Here is a 17,171-nt window from a genome sequence, read left to right on the forward strand (position 1 = left end):
AACACGGCGGGGTCCCTGGGGCCCCCCGGCGGGGGGGGGGCGCCCCGCCGGGGGGGGGGCGCCCCTCTCGCAGGTCCGGGCGGGCTCAGCCGGCCAGGCAGGACGGGCCGAGCAGCACCTTCAGGTCGCCGAAGAGCGCCGGGTCGGGCTTGACCCGGTGCCGGTCGAGCCGCAGCACCGTGGTCTTGCGGGGGCCCTGGAGCCTGATGCGCACCTCGGTGTCGCCCCGGTGGCTGCTGAGGACCTCGCCGAGCCTGCTGACCATGGGCGGGGTGATCTTGACGGTGGGGATGGTCAGCACGACCGGCGCGTTGGTCCCGGCCGACGAGATGTCGGGAACCTGCATCTCCATGGCGACCAGGCGGGGCACGTCCTCGCGCTTGTCGAGGCGGCCCTTGACGAAGACGACGGTGTCCTCGACGAGCTGGGTGGAGACCAGCTGGTAGGTGGCGGGGAAGAACATGCAGTCGATGGAGCCCGCGAGGTCCTCGACCGTGGCGATGGCCCAGGCGTTGCCCTGCTTGGTCATCTTGCGCTGGAGGCCCGAGATGATGCCGCCGATGGTGACGATCGCACCGTCGGCGTGCTCGCCCCCGGTGAGCTGCGAGATCGCGGCGTCGGACTTGTCGGACAGCACGTGCTCGATACCGAAGAGCGGGTGGTCGGAGACGTAGAGGCCGAGCATCTCCCGTTCCTGTGCGAGCAGGTAGGACTTCTCCCACTCGATGTCGGAGAACTCCACGTCGAGGCCGAAGCCCGGCTCGTCGCTCGCCTCGTCGCCCATGCCGCCGAAGAGGTCGAACTGCCCCTCGGCCTCCTTGCGCTTGACCTGCACCACGTTGTCGATCATCGGCTCGTGGTGGGCGACGAGTCCCTTGCGGGTGTGGCCCATCTCGTCGAAGGCACCGGCCTTGATGAGCGACTCCACGGTGCGCTTGTTGCAGACGACCGCTTCGACCTTGTCGAGGAAGTCGGGGAAGGTGGAGTACTTCCCCTTGGCCTTGCGGCACCTGATGATCGAGTCGACCACGTTCTGTCCGACGTTGCGGACGGCGGTCAGTCCGAAGAGGATCACGTCGTCGCCCTGGGCCGCGAAGTTCGACTCGGACTCGTTGACGTTGGGCGGGAGCACCTTGATGCCCATGCGGCGGCACTCGTTGAGGTAGACCGCGGACTTGTCCTTGTCGTCCTTGACCGAGGTGAGCAGCGCGGCCATGTACTCGGCGGGGTAGTTCGCCTTGAGGTACGCGGTCCAGTAGGTGACCAGGCCGTACGCGGAGGAGTGCGCCTTGTTGAACGCGTATCCGGCGAACGGGACCAGGACGTCCCACAGGGCCTTGATCGCCGCGTCGGAGAAGCCGTTCTTCTTGGCGCCCGCCTCGAAGAGGACGAAGTTCTTCGCGAGCTCGTCGGCCTTCTTCTTGCCCATCACGCGGCGCAGGATGTCGGCCTCGCCGAGCGAGTACCCGGCGACGATCTGGGCGGCCTTCTGTACCTGCTCCTGGTAGACGATCAGGCCGTAGGTGAGCCCGAGGACCTCCTTGAGGGGCTCCTCCAGCTCCGGGTGGATCGGGGTGATCTCCTGCCGGGCGTTCTTGCGCTCGGCGTAGTTCGTGTGGGAGTTCATTCCCATCGGGCCCGGCCGGTAGAGGGCCGAGACGGCGGAAATGTCCTCGAAGTTGTCGGGCTGCATCTGGCGCAGCAGCGAACGCATCGGCCCGCCGTCGAACTGGAACACCCCGAGCGTGTCACCGCGGCACAGCAGCTCGTACGTCTTGGGGTCGTCCAGCGGGAGCGCGAGCATCTCCAGGTCGACGCCCTTGTTGGCCTTCACCATCTTGATGGCGTCGTCCATGATCGTCAGGTTGCGCAGGCCCAGGAAGTCCATCTTGAGCAGGCCGAGCGACTCGCACTGCGGGTAGTCCCACTGCGTGATCGTGACGCCGTCGGTGTGCCGCACCCAGATCGGGGCGTGGTCGACGATGGGCTCGCTGGACATGATCACGCCGGCCGCGTGCACACCCATCTGCCGGACGAGGCCCTCGACGCCCTTCGCGGTGTCGATGACCTTCTGGACGTCCGGCTCGTTCTCGTACATCCCCCGGATCTCGCCCGCCTCGCTGTAGCGCGGGTGCTTCGGGTCGGTGATGCCGTTGAGGTCGATGCCCTTGCCGAGGACGTCGGCGGGCATGGCCTTGGTCAGGCGGTCACCCATCGCGTACGGGTAGCCGAGGACGCGGGCGGAGTCCTTGATCGCGTTCTTGGCCTTGATCTTGCCGTAGGTGCCGATCATGGCGACCTTGTCGGCGCCGTACTTCTCGGTCACGTACCTGATCACTTCGACGCGCCGGCGCTCGTCGAAGTCGATGTCGACATCGGGCATCGAGACACGCTCGGGGTTGAGGAACCGCTCGAAGATCAGTCCGTGCGTGATCGGGTCGAGGTCGGTGATGCCCATGGCGTAGGCGACGATCGAACCGGCGGCGGAGCCTCGGCCGGGGCCGACCGCGATGCCGTTGTTCTTGGCCCACATGATGAAGTCGGCGACGACGAGGAAGTACCCCGGGAACCCCATCTGGATGATGATGTCCATCTCGTACTCGGCCTGCTTCTGCCGGTCCTCGGGGACACCCCCGGGGTAGCGGCGGCCCATGCCGACCCGGACCTCTTCCTGGAACCACGTGACCTCGGTGAAGCCCTCCGGGATGTCGAACTTCGGCATCAGGTCGCGCTTCTCGAACATGCCCGCGGTGTCGATCTGCTGCGCGACCAGCAGGGTGTTGGCGCAGCCCTCCTGCCAGGCGTCCGAGGAGTCGACCCCGTACATCTCGTCCTTCGTCTTCAGGTAGTAGCCGGTGCCGTCGAAGCGGAAGCGGTCCGGGTCCGAGAGGTTCTTGCCGGTCTGGATGCACAGCAGCGCGTCGTGCGCCGTCGCCTCGCTGGCGTAGGTGTAGTGCGAGTCGTTCGTCACGAGCGGCGGGATGTTCAGCTTCTTGCCGATTTCGAGGAGCCCGTCGCGGACCCGGCGCTCGATCTCGATGCCGTGGTCCATCAGCTCCAGGAAGTACCTGCCCTCGCCGAAGATGTCCTTGTAGTCGGAGGCCGCCTGGACCGCCTCGTCGAACTGTCCGAGCCGGAGCCGGGTCTGCACCTCGCCGGAGGGGCAGCCGGTGGACGCGATCAGGCCTTCGGACCACTGGGAGATGGTCTCCCTGTCCATACGCGGCCACTTCTGCAGCCAGCCCTCGGCGTACGCGTCGGAGGACAGCTTGAAGAGGTTGTGCAGCCCGGTGCTGTTCGCCGCCCAGATCGTCTTGTGGGTGTAACCGCCGGAGCCGGACACGTCGTCGCGCTTCTGGTGCGGCTGGCCCCACTGGATCTTGCGCTTGTGCTTGCGCGACTCGGGGGCGACGTAGGCCTCGATCCCGATGATGGGCGTCACCCCGGCCTTCTTCGCCGAGTGGAAGAAGTCGTAGGCACCGTGGAGGTTGCCGTGGTCGGTCATCGCGATGTGCGACATGCCCATCTCGTTGCACGCCTCGAACATGTCCTTGAGCCGCGCGGCACCGTCCAGCAGCGAGTACTGGGTGTGGACGTGCAGGTGCGTGAAGGGCGGCTTGGTCACGGCGCTGTGCCTCCGGGAAAACTGGCAATGACGGCTTGGGGGGACAGCGGGGAAGTCTACGTCTTGGAGGTGACAGGCGACGGGCACTCCGGGGTACGGTCGCGCGTTGGAAGGGCGGGGACACCCGCCCCATTTGTCATGAACGCCATGTAGCAGGAGGCACCCAGCGATGTCGGACACGCAGCCCAGCGGCGAGCAGCGCGGGGAGCAGATCCTTGCCGTTTTCGACACCGCTTTCGGTGAGCTCCTGGCCGCCGATCCCGCCGCTTTCCGGGTGAAGTTCCGCAAGATGGCGGGCTCGGCCTTCGCCTTCTACCGCGGCTCGGCCGGACTGTTCTACGCCGATCTGGACCGCGAGCAGCGCGGCGGGCCGTACCTCGACGAGCGCACGAGCCGGGTCTGGATCCACGGCGATCTGCACGCGGAGAACTTCGGCACGTACATGGACGCCAACGGCCGGCTGATCTTCAACGTCAACGACTTCGACGAGGCCTATGTCGGCCCGTTCACCTGGGACCTCAAGCGCTTCGCCGCCTCCGTCGCCCTGATCGGTTACGCGAAGGCGCTGGGCGACGACCAGATCACCGAGCTCGTCCGGGTCTACGCCGCGGCCTACCGGGAGCGGATCCATGCCCTGGCGACGGGCGCGAAGAACGACGAGGTGCCGCCCTTCACCCTGGACACCGCCGAGGGTCCGCTGCTCGACGCGCTGCGTGACGCCCGGTCCCTGACCCGTTTCGGGCTGCTGGACTCGATGACGGAGATCAGGGACTTCGAGCGCCGCTTCGCGGCCGGCGGCGGTGCGATCGACCTGGACGCCGCGACCCGGTACAAGGTGCTCGCCGCGTTCGACGGCTATCTGGAGACGCTCCCCGAGTCGAGCCTGACCCGGCCGGACTCCTACCGGGTCAAGGACGTCGTCGGCCGTCGCGGCATCGGTATCGGGTCGGCGGGCCTGCCCTCGTACAACATCCTTCTGGAGGGCAACAGCGACGCCCTGGAGAACGATGTGGTGATCTACCTCAAGCAGGCGCAGACCCCGGCGGTCTCGCGGCACATCACGGACACGGCCGTGCGGGACTACTTCCAGCACGAGGGGCACCGCACGGTGATCTCGCAGCGCGCGCTGCAGGCGCACGCCGACCCGTGGCTGGGCTGGACGGAGCTGGACGGGGCGGGTCAGCTGGTCGCCGAGGTCTCGCCGTACGCGGTCGATCTGGACTGGTCCGACATCGACGAGCCGGAGGAGATCGCGGCGGTCGTCGCCGACCTCGGCCGGGCGACGGCGACGATGCACTCGGCGGCGGACGACGAGAGCGGGCACTCACTGGTGCCGTTCTCCACGGAGCGTGCGATCGACGCGGCGATCGCGGCGGACGAGAGGGGCTTCGCGGAGCTGCTGGTCGACTTCGCGCACAGCTACGGCGCCCGTGCCCGTGCCGATCATCAGATCTTCGTGGACCTCTTCCGCAACGGCCGCATCCCCGGCCTGTAGGTCCTTAGGACTCGCTTACAGGTTCACATGGCACACTCTCCGGCGATGGACGTATCAGGGACGCAGTTCAGAGCGGTACGCGCGGCGCTGTTCACCGCGCTCGTCGTCACGCTCTCCTCCGCGTCCCATGTGCTGCTCTCCCGGGTCCCGCTGCCGCTGACGGCGGTCGTCCTGCTGGCCGGGGCCGTCTTCGCCGTGGCGTTCGCGCTGGCGGGCCGGGAGCGCGGCTTCGGGGCGATCGCCGGGCTGCTGGTTCCGCTGGAGCTGGCCGCCGACACCGTGTTCACCACCGGACAGCACCTCTGCTACGGGGCGGCGGGCGGCCCGATCGCGGGCCCGCTGCGCTCCGTGGGCGTCGATGTGCTGTGCGGCGGTGAGGCGGGCACGGGCTCCTCGCATCTCGCGGGTGTGGCCGCCGTCGGTACACCTCTGGCGGGGGTGACCGGCACGGGCGACCGCGCGGCCGCCCTGCTGGCCTCGCCCGGTCCCGCCGTGCCGTGGCTGCTGCTCGCCGCGCACGTGACCGTGGGCCTGCTGGCCGCGGCCTGGCTGCGGCGCGGTGAGTCCGCGCTGGCGGGGCTGCTGCGCGCGGCGGCCGCGGTCGCGTTCCGGCCGCTGCTGACCGCGGTCGCCGTGCTGGGGACCGCCCGGCGCCACGCACGGCGCGATGCGCGCTCCGGCGGACGGGCCGACCCGCTCTTCCCGGCCCGCCTCCTCGTGCACTCCGTGGGACGGAGGGGACCGCCGCTTTCGGCCTGTGCCCTTTCCTGAGCACGACCGCGGCAGACCCCGGAACCACCCCACACGTACACACGGAGAAGCAGTCATGAGCAACCGCAACAGCCAGGCCAACAAGTCAGCCGCCCGTGAGCGGCTGCGCGTCGAGCGCGAGCGCCAGGCCAAGAAGGACAAGGTCCGCAAGCAGGTCGTCGTCGGGGTCTCCGTGGTCGCCGTGCTGGCGATCGCGGGCGGCGTCAGCTATGGCGTGATGCAGCTGAACAAGCCCTCCGGCTGGGAGGCGGCCGCGGACGCGAAGAACGTGACCGCGCCGAAGAACACCTCGGGCGACAACGGCACGACCGTCGTCATCGGCGAGTCGACCGCCAAGAAGACCCTGGAGCTGTACGAGGACTCGCGCTGCCCGATCTGCGCCACGTTCGAGCAGACGGTCGGCGAAACGGTCGCCAAGGACGTCGACGCCGGCAAGTACAAGATCAAGTACGTCGGTGCGACCTTCATCGACAACTCCGACAACGGCGAGGGCTCCAAGAACGCCCTGAGTGCGCTGGGCGCGGCGCTCGATGTCAGCCCCGAGGCCTTCCTGGACTACAAGGCCGCCCTGTACTCCGCGAAGTACCACCCGGAGGAGAGCCAGGACAAGTTCGCCAAGGACAGCTACCTGATCGAGGTGGCGGACTCGGTGGACGCGCTGAAGGGCAACACCGCGTTCCAGAAGGACGTCGAGGACGGTACGTTCGACGCCTGGGCGATCAAGATGTCCAAGACGTTCGACAAGAGCGGGGTCAAGGGCACGCCGACGCTGAAGATGGACGGCAAGACCGTCACCGCCGAGGGCAGCAAGAACGCGCCGATGACGGTGGCCGAGTACAACGCGGCGATCACCAAGGCGCTGAAGGGCTGACGGCTCCACGAACCCGGGAGCCGACGGGAGAACCTGCGGCCCCGGGCACACCCCGGACGTAACTCCGGGCGGCGAATACCCAACAGGCGGGCGAACTTCCTTTGTTCGCCCGCCTGTTCGCTCTACCCACCAGTAGGGTGATCGTCCGTGACCAGTCGACATCTTTCCGCACCCAGCCGCCGCACGGTCGTCAGAGCCGCCGCCGCCACAGCGGTCGCCGCCCCCGTGCTCGCATCCGCCACCAGTGCCCGGGCCGCCGAGGCCCCGGCCTTCCTGCACGGCGTGGCCTCGGGCGATCCGCTGCCCGACGGCATCCTGCTCTGGACCCGAGTCACTCCCACCGCTGACGCCGTGCCCGGCTCCGGCCGCGGCGCCGATACGTCGGTGCGCTGGGAGATCGCCGAGGACAAGGCCTTCTCCCGGATAGCGGCGCAGGGCACGGCCGTCTCGAAGGCCGCCTCCGACCACACGGTCAAGGCCGACGTCCGTGGACTGCGCCCCGCGACGACGTACTACTTCCGTTTCTCCGCGGGCAGCGGGGAACCGGTCCGCTCCCCCGTCGGCCGCACCCGCACGGCTCCCGCCGCGGGCACGGCCACCCCGGGGATCCGCTTCGGCGTGGTGTCCTGCGCCAACTGGGAGGCCGGCTGGTTCTCCCCGTACCGGCATCTCGCGGCCCGCGCGGACCTGGACGCCGTCCTCCACCTGGGCGACTACATCTACGAGTACGCGTCGGGCAGTTATCCGACCCAGGACACCGTGGTGCGCCCCCATGCCCCGCTCCACGAGATCCTCACCCTCGCCGACTACCGGACCAGGCACGGCACGTACAAGACGGACACCGACCTCCAGTCGCTGCACGCCGCCCACCCGGTGATCGCGATCTGGGACGACCACGAATTCGCGAACGACGCGTGGTCGGGCGGAGCCGAGAACCACACCCCGGGCACCGAGGGCGCCTGGGCCGCACGGGTCGCCGCCGCGAAGCAGGCGTACTTCGAGTGGATGCCGGTCCGCGCCTCCACCGAGGGAACCGTCTACCGGCGTCTGAGCTTCGGCAGCCTGGCCGAGCTGCACCTGCTCGACCTGCGCAGCTTCCGCTCCGAGCAGGCGTCCATCGGCAACGGCGCGGTCGACGACCCGGAGCGCTCGATCACCGGGCGGGCGCAGCTGGACTGGCTGAAGGCCGGGCTTGCAGGATCGGACGCCAGGTGGAAGCTGGTCGGCACCTCGGTGATGATCTCGCCGGTCGCCTTCGGCGCGCTGCCGGCCCATCTGCTGGCGCCGCTCGCGGAGTTGCTGGGGCTTCCCGGGGAGGGGCTCGCGGTCAACGTCGACCAGTGGGACGGCTACACGGACGACCGCAAGGAGCTGATCTCGCACCTGCGGGACCGGTCGGTGACCAACACGGTCTTCCTGACGGGTGACATCCACATGGCGTGGGCCAACGACGTTCCCGTGAAGGCCGCGACGTACCCGCTCTCGGCCTCGGCGGCCACCGAGTTCGTGGTGACCTCGGTGACTTCGGACAACCTGGACGACATCCTCCGGGTGGCACCCCAGACCGTCTCGGTGGTCGCCGCGGCAGCGGTCAAGGCCGCCAACCGCCATGTGAAGTGGATCGACCTGGACTCGCACGGCTACGGCGTCCTCGATGTGACAGCCGAACGGTCGCAGATGGACTACTACATGATCTCGGACAAGACGAAGAAGGACGCGACCGCGTCCTGGGTCCGCTCGTACCGTACGCGCAGCGGAACCCAGAAGATCGAACGGGCCGACGCCCCTGTGCGCTGACCACGCCGAGGAGCCAGGTCCGGCCCGCAAAGGCCGGGGAGCGCAGTGAGGGGGCCCCGCACCGAGGTGCGGGGCCCTCCCTCATGCCTGGAGCGTGGCGAGGAACCCGAGCCCGACCTTCCAGGCCAGCTCGGCCGACTCCTCGTCGTAGTCGGGCAGGTCCGGGTCGGTGAACAGGTGCCCGGCCCCGGGGTAGCGGTAGACCTCGACATCCGCGCCGGTCCGCTGCATCTGCAGGTACCAGCTGTTCAGCCAGTCGTGCGACTCGAACGGATCGGGGTCGGCCACGTGCAGCTGCACCGGCAGTTCGTCCACCGAAGCGGTCTCCGCGATGTCCGACGTGCCGTGGAGCAGCAGCAGCCCGCGCGCCTTGGCGTCGCCGAGCGCGAGGGTCTGCGCCACCGACGCCCCGAAGGAGAAGCCCACGTACACAAGGCCCTGGTCGGAATAGGGTGCGGCGGCCAGCACGGCGCGCTTGAGCAGCTCGTCCTTGCCCACCTGCTGCTGGAAAGCCATTCCTTCCTCGACCGTGTCGAAGGTGTGCCCCTCGAAGAGATCGGGCACGCGCACCTCATGCCCGGCTGCACGCAGCCGGTCGGCAGCCGCGTGCACAGCGGGCCGCAGACCGATGGTCGAGTGGAAAAGCATGATGTTCATGGCGTCCATGGTGCCAGCTGTGCCCCAACACTTGGAGGACCGGGGAATGGAGAACGTAGTGCGACCGCTGCTCGTGCTGGGCGGATCGCTGGTGATCACTCTGCTGGTGGGCTGGCTGGTCGATCTGCTGCTGCGCCGGGCCGACAGCCGCCACAGCGAGACGCCCGTCTGGGGCCTGCTGCGGCGCTGCCGGCCTCCGCTGCAGGTGGTGCTCTGCACGGCGCTGCTGCGGGCCACCTACATCCACATACGCCTCGACCCGGTACGGGACCACCGGGCCGGGATCGGCCAGGCCATGACGCTGGTGCTGATCGCGGCGTCGGCCTGGCTGGTGCTGCGTGTCGCGGCCACCGCCGTGGAGTCCTCGTACGCCCGCTACGCGACGTCCACCCGCGACCCGGCCCGGGTCCGCCGGGTACGGACCCAGGTCACGCTGATCCAGCGTGTGGTCACCGCCGTGGTGGCGACGGTGGCGGTCGCGGCGATGCTGCTGACCTTCCCGGCGATGCGCACCGTCGGCACCTCGATGCTGGCCTCCGCCGGTGTGCTCGGCATCGTCGCCGGTGTCGCGGCCCAGTCGACGCTCGGCAACCTCTTCGCCGGCTTCCAGATCGCTTTCGGCGACATGGTCCGGATCGGCGACACCGTGGTGGTGGACGGCGAGTGGGGCACCGTGGAGGAGATCACCCTGACCTTCCTCGCCGTGCGGACCTGGGACGAGCGGCGGATCACCATGCCCGTGTCGTACTTCACCAGCAAGCCGTTCGAGAACTGGTCGCGCGGCGGAATCCAGATGACCGGCACGGTCTTCTTCCAGCTCGACCACTCGGCGCCGGTCGCCGCGATGCGTGAACAGCTGCGCGAGATCCTCGGCGATTGCGCCGCCTGGGACGGCCGCGACTGGTCCCTGGCCGTCACGGACACCACGGCGTCGACGATCGAGGTGCGGGCCGTGGTCACCGCGAAGGACGCGGACGACATCTGGACGGTGCGCTGTGCGGTGCGGGAGCAGCTCGTCGGCTGGCTGCGTGACCACCACCCGTACGCGCTGCCGCGGATCGTGACCTCGCCCGCGGTACTGCCGCCGGGCGACCACTGGCCGGAGCTGACGGGTGCGCGGGACGGCGGCCGTGACCGTCCCGAGGGCCGGGTTCCGGCCCCGGGCAGGGCACCGCGTACGGGCCGCGGCTGACCGCCCTCACGGGCGTCGCCGGGCGCCTCCGGTGGGCGAGCCGGTCAGAGGGTGCGGCGCATCGCCCGGTGCGGCATTCCGGCGTCCGGGAATTCGGGGCCGTAGGCCACGTAGCCGAGCCGCTCGTAGAAGCCGAGCGCGTGGGTCTGGGCGTGCAGGTCGACGGCGGTCAGGCCGAGGGTGCGTGCCTCGTCCTCGATGGCGCGCACCAGCGCGGCACCGACCCCGAGGCCGCGCGCCTCGCGCGTCACGGCCAGCCTGCCGAGGGAGCCGACGGCTTCGGCGCCGCCGGTCCTGCCCGCCGCCGCGGAGCCGTGCAGCAGCCTGCCCGTACCGAGCGCGGAGCCGTCCGCCGCAACGGCGAGGACGTGGACCGCGTCGGCGTCGTAGGCGTCGTACTCGATCTCCTCGGGCACCTGCTGCTCACCGACGAAGACGTTCTTGCGGACCTGGAAGCACGCCGAGAGATCGTTCTTCTCGACGGCCCTGCGGGTGCTGTACGGGGCGGGCGCGGTGCTCACTCGCTCTCCGCCGCGATCGTCTCGAGGGCGTGGCGCAGGTCGTCCGGGTAGGTGCTGGAGAACTCGACCCAGCTGCCGTCCGAGGGGTGCTCGAAGCCGAGCCGGACCGCGTGCAGCCACTGGCGGGTCAGACCGAGGCGCTTGGCCATGGTCGGGTCGGCGCCGTAGGTCAGGTCGCCGACGCAGGGGTGGCGGTGGGCGGACATGTGCACCCGGATCTGGTGGGTGCGCCCGGTCTCCAGCTTGATGTCCAGCAGGCTGGCGGCGCGGTAGGCCTCGATGAGGTCGTAGTGCGTCACGGAGGGCTTGCCCTCGGCGGTGACGGCCCACTTGTAGTCGTGCTGCGGGTGGCGCCCGATGGGGGCGTCGATGGTGCCGCTCATCGGGTCCGGGTGGCCCTGGACCAGCGCGTGGTACTTCTTCTCGACGACCCGGTCGCGGAACTGGGCCTTGAGCAGGGTGTAGGCGCGCTCGGACTTGGCCACGACCATCAGCCCGGAGGTGCCGACGTCCAGCCGGTGCACGATGCCCTGGCGCTCGGCGGCACCCGAGGTGGAGATCCGGTAGCCGGCCGCCGCGAGGCCGCCGATGACCGTGGTGCCGGTCCAGCCGGGGCTGGGGTGGGCCGCGACGCCCACGGGCTTCATGATCACGACGATGTCGTCGTCGTCGTGCACGATCTCCATGCCCTCGACGGGCTCGGCGACGATCTGGACCGGAGCGGCTGCCTGCGGCATCTCCACTTCCAGCCAGGCGCCGCCGTGCACCCGCTCGGACTTCCCGGCCACCGCACCGTCCACCTGGACCTTCCCGGCTGCGGCCAGCTCGGCGGCCTTGGTACGGGAGAAACCGAACATCCTGGAGATGGCGGCGTCTACACGCTCGCCTTCCAGACCGTCGGGTACGGGCAGGGTGCGGACCTCGGGATACGTACTCACCTGTCGAGTATGCCTTGCGCCCACTAGTCCTTGTGCACGGTGCCGTCGGGGTCCAGGCCCTTGAAGGAAAGGATCACGATCAGGATCCCGCCGCAGACGATCGCGGAGTCGGCGAGGTTGAAGACGGCGAAGTGCGCGGGGGCGATGAAGTCCACCACCGCGCCTTCGAAGACGCCGGGTGCGCGGAAGATGCGGTCGGTGAGGTTGCCGAGCGCTCCGCCGAGCAGCAGCCCGAGGGCGATGGCCCAGGGCAGGCTGTAGAGCTTGCGCGCGAGCCTGGCGATCACCACGATCACGACCGCGGCGATGGCCGTGAAGATCACCGTGAACGCCTCGCCCATCCCGAACGCGGCACCCGCGTTCCGGATGGCGTCGAGCTTCAGCCAGTCGCCGAAGATCTCGATGGGCTCCTGGTGCTCCAGCTTCGCGACCACGATCATCTTGCTGACCAGGTCCAGCAGGTAGGCGACCACGGCCACGACGAAGAGCACGAGGATCTTCCGCCTGCCCCTGCCGCCGCCCTTGTCGTCGCTCCCGGCCTGAGTCGCGCCCTCGGAGGGCTGCTGGGGCTCTGCCCCGTCAGCCCCCTCGGCATCAGGGATATCCGGCGTACCGATGATGCGCTCCGCCTCTGCCACGTGAGTCCCTCAACCTAGGTGCCTGACTGAGGACGAGGGTACGACACACCGCCTCGGTCAACCGCGTCGCTCCTGCTTCTGTTTGTCCTCGACGCACAGCGTGGCCCGGGGGAACGCCTGCATGCGCGCCTTGCCGATCGGGTTGCCGCAGATCTCGCACAGCCCGTACGTCCCCGCGTCGAGCCTGGCGAGGGCGCGTTCGGTCTGTTCCAGCATCTCCTGGGCGTTGGCCGCCAGGGACAGTTCGTGCTCGCGCGTGATGTTCTTCGTGCCGGTGTCCGCCTCGTCGTCACCCGCCCCGTCCCCGGAGTCCCGCATCAGCCCGGCCAGGGCCGCTCCCGATGCCTCCAGCTCGCTGCGCAGCCGGATGACCTCGCTGGACAGCTCCGTCCTCGCCTCCGCGACCTCGTCGGGGGTCCAGGGGTCCTCCCCCGGCCTGACCGCCAGTTCGCCGGGCGCCGTCGCGGCGGCCGCACGGGCCTGCGGCACCGCTGTGGCACCGCCCTTTCCTACCGCCGTGGTCCGGCCGGCGCTCTTCTTGGCTACCACCGTGTGGGCTCCTGTCTGCTCGGCGGCCTGGGCCGCCCCCGTGGCCTTCTTCGAAGCCTTCTTGGCTGCGCTCTTCTTCGCCGGCCCGTGGTGCGCCGGAGCCCGATCGGCCCGTTCCTGCTCGTCCGGCGGCAAGGCCGCCTTCTTCTTCGCGGCGGTCTTCCCGTCGGGCGGCCCGGCCGCGGCCTTCTTGGCCACGGCCTTCTTTGCCGCCTTCCTGACCGCTTTCTTCGCCGCCTTCTTCGCTGCCTTTCCGGTCGTCTCCTCGGCCACCGGACCCGTGGATCTCGCCGACGCCGTTCCTGTTACGGCGGTCTTCTTCGCCACCATGGCCGCGGCCCCTTCACATATTGTGATCTTGCACGCGAATCGTGCTGGGACGATAAATCGACCCCAGCCCCACGGCAACGGGGCACGCCGCCGGTTCGCCCCTCCCCGTGCCCGGGTCGTGACGCGCCTGCAACCGTTGTGCCCAGCTCCCCGCGCGGTAATCCGCTCCCGATACGCCCGCCAGGACTCCCTCCGCCCCGTCTGGCCATTCGGGTCACGCCGCACCCCGCCGGTAAACCGGTCGGCCGTCGCCCGTACGGGCCCGTACACTGGCCGCAGCGAGAGGCATGGATGGGACGAGTAGCGTCGTACGCAGCCCGCAGCGACCCGGGGACGGTGGGAGCCCGGGGGCGAGCGCGTCGTGAAGATCACCCCGGAGCCGCCGGAAGAAAGCTTTGGACCGTGGGCTCCGCCCACGGGCACAGGGCGAGTAGACCCGGCATCGCGACCCCAATGAGGGGGCCAAGGGCGCATGCCCGGGGCCAAGGAGGGTGGTACCGCGGGAGCCTGCCGGTTCTCGTCCCTCCGACGGAAGTGGAACACGTCCGCCGGAGGAAGCCCGCACATGACATCGCCGCAGTACCGCCAGGTACCCGCCCAGGTCGACCTGCCCGCCCTCGAGCACGCCGTGCTCGACTTCTGGCGTGACAACAAGGTCTTCAACAAGAGCCTCGAACAGTCCGAGGGCCGCCCCGAGTGGGTCTTCTACGAGGGCCCGCCGACCGCCAACGGCATGCCCGGGGCCCACCACATCGAGGCCCGCGTCTTCAAGGACGTCTTCCCCCGCTTCCGCACCATGCAGGGCTACCACGTCGGTCGCAAGGCCGGCTGGGACTGTCACGGCCTGCCGGTGGAGCTCGCGGTCGAGAAGGAGCTGGGCTTCAACGGCAAGAAGGACATCGAGGCGTACGGCATCGCCGAGTTCAACGCCAAGTGCCGTGAGTCGGTGACCCGGCACACCGACGCCTTCACCGAGCTCACGACCCGCATGGGCTACTGGGTCGACCTCGACGACGCCTACCGCACGATGGACCCGGAGTACGTCGACTCCGTGTGGTGGTCCCTGAAGGAGATCTTCAACAAGGACCTGCTGGTCCAGGACCACCGCGTCGCCCCCTGGTGCCCGCGCTGCGGCACCGGCCTCTCCGACCACGAGCTGGCCCAGGGCTACGAGACGGTCGTCGACCCCTCGGTCTTCGTGCGCTTCCCGCTCACGAGCGGCCCGCTGGCCGGCGAGGCGGCCCTCCTGGTCTGGACGACCACCCCCTGGACCCTGGTCTCCAACACCGCCGTCGCCGCGCACCCCGACGTCACCTACGTCGTCGCGACGAACGGCGAGGAGAAGCTGGTCGTCGCCCGGCCGCTGGTCGAGAAGGCTCTCGGCGAGGGCTGGGAGCTCACCGGCCAGTCCTTCACCGGCCGCGAGATGGAGCGCTGGACGTACGAGCGCCCGTTCCAGCTCGTCGACTTCCCGGCCGAGGCCCACTACGTCGTCAACGCCGAGTACGTCACGACCGAGGACGGTACGGGTCTGGTCCACCAGTCCCCCGCCTTCGGCGCCGACGACCTCGTCGTCTGCCGCTCCTACGGCCTTCCGGTCGTGAACCCGGTCCGCCCCGACGGAACCTTCGAGGAGGACCTGCCGCTGGTCGGCGGCGTCTTCTTCAAGAAGGCCGACGAGGCGCTCACCGCGGACCTGGACGCCCGCGGGAAGCTCTTCCGCCACGTCCCGTACGAGCACAGCTACCCGCACTGCTGGCGCTGCCACACGGCGCTGCTGTACTACGCGCAGCCGTCCTGGTACATCCGCACGACGGCCGTCAAGGACCGGCTTCTCGAGGAGAACGAGAAGACCAACTGGTTCCCGGACTCGGTCAAGACCGGCCGCTTCGGTGACTGGCTGAACAACAACGTCGACTGGGCCCTGTCCCGCAACCGCTACTGGGGCACCCCGCTGCCCATCTGGCGCTGCGAGGACAACCACCTGACCTGTGTGGGCTCCCGCGCCGAGCTCTCCGGGCTCACCGGGACCGACCAGTCGGACCTGGACCCGCACCGTCCGTTCATCGACGAGATCACGTTCACCTGCTCGCAGGAGAACTGCCAGCTGGAGGCGTACCGCGTCCCCGAGGTCATCGACGCCTGGTACGACTCGGGCTCGATGCCTTTCGCCCAGTGGGGCTACCCGTACAAGAACAAGGAGATCTTCGAGAGCCGCTACCCGGCGCAGTTCATCTCGGAGGCCATCGACCAGACCCGCGGCTGGTTCTACACGCTGATGGCGGTCGGCACGCTCGTCTTCGACAAGTCCAGTTACGAGAACGTGGTCTGCCTCGGCCACATCCTCGCCGAGGACGGCCGCAAGATGTCCAAGCACCTCGGGAACATCCTCCAGCCGATCCCGCTCATGGACCAGCACGGCGCCGACGCCGTGCGCTGGTTCATGGCGGCCGGCGGCTCCCCGTGGGCGGCACGCCGTGTGGGCCACGGCACGATCCAGGAGGTCGTCCGCAAGACGCTCCTGACCTACTGGAACACGGTCGCCTTCCAGGCCCTGTACGCCCGTACGTCCGGCTGGGCGCCGTCCGCGGCCGATCCGGCACCGGCCGATCGCACGGTCCTGGACCGCTGGCTGCTGAGCGAGCTGAACGCTCTGGTGGACCAGGTCACCCAGGCGCTGGAGAGCTACGACACCCAGCGCGCCGGCAAGCTGCTGTCCTCGTTCGTCGACGATCTGTCCAACTGGTACGTACGCCGCTCGCGCCGCCGCTTCTGGCAGGGCGACAAGGCGGCGCTGCGCACGCTGCACGAGGTCGTCGAGACGGTCACCCGGCTGATGGCCCCGCTGACCCCGTTCATCACGGAGCGTGTCTGGCAGGACCTGGTCGCCCCCGTCACCCCGGACGCCCCGGAGTCGGTGCACCTGTCCACCTGGCCCAAGGCGGACCTGTCGGCGATCGACCCCGCGCTCTCCACGCAGATGGCGCTGGTCCGTCGTCTGGTGGAGCTGGGGCGTGCCACGCGGGCCGAGTCGGGCGTCAAGACCCGTCAGCCGCTGTCCCGCGCCCTGGTCGCGGCCTCGGGCTTCGAGAACCTCTCCGCCGAGCTGCACGCCCAGATCACGGAGGAGCTGAACGTCTCCTCGCTGGCCTCCCTGTCCGAGGTCGGCGGCTCGCTGGTCGACACGACGGCGAAGGCGAACTTCCGGGCCCTGGGCAAGCGCTTCGGCAAGGGCGTCCAGGCGGTGGCCAAGGCCGTCGCGGACACCGACGCCGCCGCGCTCTCGCTGGCCCTGCGCGAGGGCACCGCGTCGGTCGAGGTCGACGGTGAGCGGATCGCCCTCTCCCCCGACGAGGTCATCATCACCGAGACCCCGCGCGAGGGCTGGTCGGTGGCCTCCGACTCGGGCGCCACGGTCGCCCTGGACCTCGAGATCACCCCGGAGCTGCGGCGCGCGGGACTGGCCCGTGACGCGATCAGGCTGATCCAGGAGGCCCGCAAGAACAGCGGCCTGGACGTGGCGGACCGTATCGCGGTGCGCTGGACGTCCACCTCCCCCGCGACGGCCGAGGCACTGACCGAGCACGCGTCGCTGATCGCGGACGAGGTCCTGGCCCTGGACTACGCGGAGGGCGAGGCCGACGTGGCCTACGGCGAGCCCTTCGAGGACGAGGGCCTGTCCCTGACGTTCCGCCTCCGCAAGACGAGCTGACCCCCAGCGCGCAAGGGCCCGGCCGGATTCCTTCCGGCCGGGCCCTTTCCGTTCAAGCCTCGCCGGCGTTTGAGG

At 69.6% G+C, this 17,171-nt stretch carries 12 protein-coding genes; 6 read left to right on the forward strand and 6 right to left on the reverse strand.

Translation table 11 applies throughout. The annotated features are described in order from the left end of the window. Positions 1-85: 85 nt before the first annotated feature. Positions 86-3,625 (reverse strand): DNA polymerase III subunit alpha, encoded by a 3,540-nt coding sequence (gene dnaE, locus ACFQ6X_RS17430; RefSeq protein ID WP_383182305.1) that lies wholly within the window; start codon positions 3,623-3,625, stop codon positions 86-88. A gap of 169 nt (positions 3,626-3,794) precedes the next feature. Between dnaE and ACFQ6X_RS17435 the strand changes: the two genes are divergently transcribed. From ACFQ6X_RS17435 to ACFQ6X_RS17450, 4 genes are all read left to right on the forward strand, one after another. Next, positions 3,795-5,120 (forward strand): DUF2252 domain-containing protein, encoded by a 1,326-nt coding sequence (locus tag ACFQ6X_RS17435; RefSeq protein ID WP_383182307.1) that lies wholly within the window; start codon positions 3,795-3,797, stop codon positions 5,118-5,120. Positions 5,121-5,165: 45 nt separating this feature from the next. Continuing rightward, complete coding sequence (locus ACFQ6X_RS17440) at positions 5,166-5,891, forward strand: hypothetical protein (protein WP_383182309.1); 726 nt, start codon at positions 5,166-5,168, stop codon at positions 5,889-5,891. Between the two features lie 55 nt (positions 5,892-5,946). Beyond that, a complete protein-coding gene (locus ACFQ6X_RS17445; protein ID WP_383182311.1) occupies positions 5,947-6,762 on the forward strand; it encodes a DsbA family protein in 816 nt (271 codons plus the stop codon). 147 nt (positions 6,763-6,909) lie between these two features. Beyond that, complete coding sequence (locus tag ACFQ6X_RS17450) at positions 6,910-8,559, forward strand: alkaline phosphatase D family protein (protein WP_383182313.1); 1,650 nt, start codon at positions 6,910-6,912, stop codon at positions 8,557-8,559. A gap of 81 nt (positions 8,560-8,640) precedes the next feature. Here the strand turns inward: ACFQ6X_RS17450 and ACFQ6X_RS17455 are convergent, their stop codons facing one another. Further along, entirely contained in the window at positions 8,641-9,225 is a 585-nt protein-coding gene (locus tag ACFQ6X_RS17455) for a dienelactone hydrolase family protein (RefSeq protein WP_383182315.1), read from the reverse strand. 37 nt (positions 9,226-9,262) lie between these two features. Here ACFQ6X_RS17455 and ACFQ6X_RS17460 point away from each other — a divergent pair, with 37 nt between their 5' ends. Beyond that, entirely contained in the window at positions 9,263-10,408 is a 1,146-nt protein-coding gene (locus ACFQ6X_RS17460; RefSeq protein WP_383182317.1) for a mechanosensitive ion channel family protein, read from the forward strand. A gap of 44 nt (positions 10,409-10,452) precedes the next feature. Here the strand turns inward: ACFQ6X_RS17460 and ACFQ6X_RS17465 are convergent, their stop codons facing one another. From ACFQ6X_RS17465 to ACFQ6X_RS17480, 4 genes are read right to left on the reverse strand one after another with little or no spacing between them, the layout of a single operon-like run. Further along, a complete protein-coding gene (locus ACFQ6X_RS17465; RefSeq protein ID WP_383182319.1) occupies positions 10,453-10,929 on the reverse strand; it encodes a GNAT family N-acetyltransferase in 477 nt (158 codons plus the stop codon). Then, positions 10,926-11,867, reverse strand: coding sequence for an RluA family pseudouridine synthase (locus ACFQ6X_RS17470; RefSeq protein WP_329212032.1), 942 nt, complete (start codon positions 11,865-11,867; stop codon positions 10,926-10,928). The genes ACFQ6X_RS17465 and ACFQ6X_RS17470 overlap by 4 nt, the downstream gene beginning before the upstream one ends. A 23-nt stretch (positions 11,868-11,890) precedes the next feature. Continuing rightward, the gene (lspA, locus tag ACFQ6X_RS17475) at positions 11,891-12,505 is read right to left on the reverse strand and encodes a signal peptidase II (protein ID WP_383182321.1); all 615 of its coding nucleotides are present in this window, start codon (positions 12,503-12,505) and stop codon (positions 11,891-11,893) included. 57 nt (positions 12,506-12,562) lie between these two features. Then, positions 12,563-13,384 carry a TraR/DksA family transcriptional regulator gene (locus ACFQ6X_RS17480; protein WP_383182323.1) on the reverse strand — a complete coding sequence of 274 codons (822 nt, stop codon included), beginning with the start codon at positions 13,382-13,384 and terminating at the stop codon, positions 12,563-12,565. A 565-nt stretch (positions 13,385-13,949) separates the two neighbouring features. On the opposite strand from ACFQ6X_RS17480, the gene ileS reads away from it, so the two are divergent. Then, positions 13,950-17,096, forward strand: coding sequence for an isoleucine--tRNA ligase (gene ileS / locus ACFQ6X_RS17485; RefSeq protein WP_383182325.1), 3,147 nt, complete (start codon positions 13,950-13,952; stop codon positions 17,094-17,096). Positions 17,097-17,171 lie beyond the last annotated feature (75 nt).

It is taken from the genome of Streptomyces sp. NPDC056452 (assembly GCF_042796085.1).
In the GTDB taxonomy this organism is placed as follows: Bacteria; Actinomycetota; Actinomycetes; order Streptomycetales; family Streptomycetaceae; genus Streptomyces.

What these genes read in the sequence shown, in the direction of transcription:
- ACFQ6X_RS17480 (WP_383182323.1), bottom strand. Translation starts at nt 13,384, where the DNA reads ATGGTGGCGAAGAAGACCGCCGTAACAGGAACGGCGTCGGCGAGATCC.
- ileS (WP_383182325.1), top strand. Translation starts at nt 13,950, where the DNA reads ATGACATCGCCGCAGTACCGCCAGGTACCCGCCCAGGTCGACCTGCCC.
- ACFQ6X_RS17445 (WP_383182311.1), top strand. Translation starts at nt 5,947, where the DNA reads ATGAGCAACCGCAACAGCCAGGCCAACAAGTCAGCCGCCCGTGAGCGG.
- ACFQ6X_RS17440 (WP_383182309.1), top strand. Translation starts at nt 5,166, where the DNA reads ATGGACGTATCAGGGACGCAGTTCAGAGCGGTACGCGCGGCGCTGTTC.
- ACFQ6X_RS17435 (WP_383182307.1), top strand. Translation starts at nt 3,795, where the DNA reads ATGTCGGACACGCAGCCCAGCGGCGAGCAGCGCGGGGAGCAGATCCTT.
- ACFQ6X_RS17460 (WP_383182317.1), top strand. Translation starts at nt 9,263, where the DNA reads ATGGAGAACGTAGTGCGACCGCTGCTCGTGCTGGGCGGATCGCTGGTG.
- ACFQ6X_RS17455 (WP_383182315.1), bottom strand. Translation starts at nt 9,225, where the DNA reads ATGGACGCCATGAACATCATGCTTTTCCACTCGACCATCGGTCTGCGG.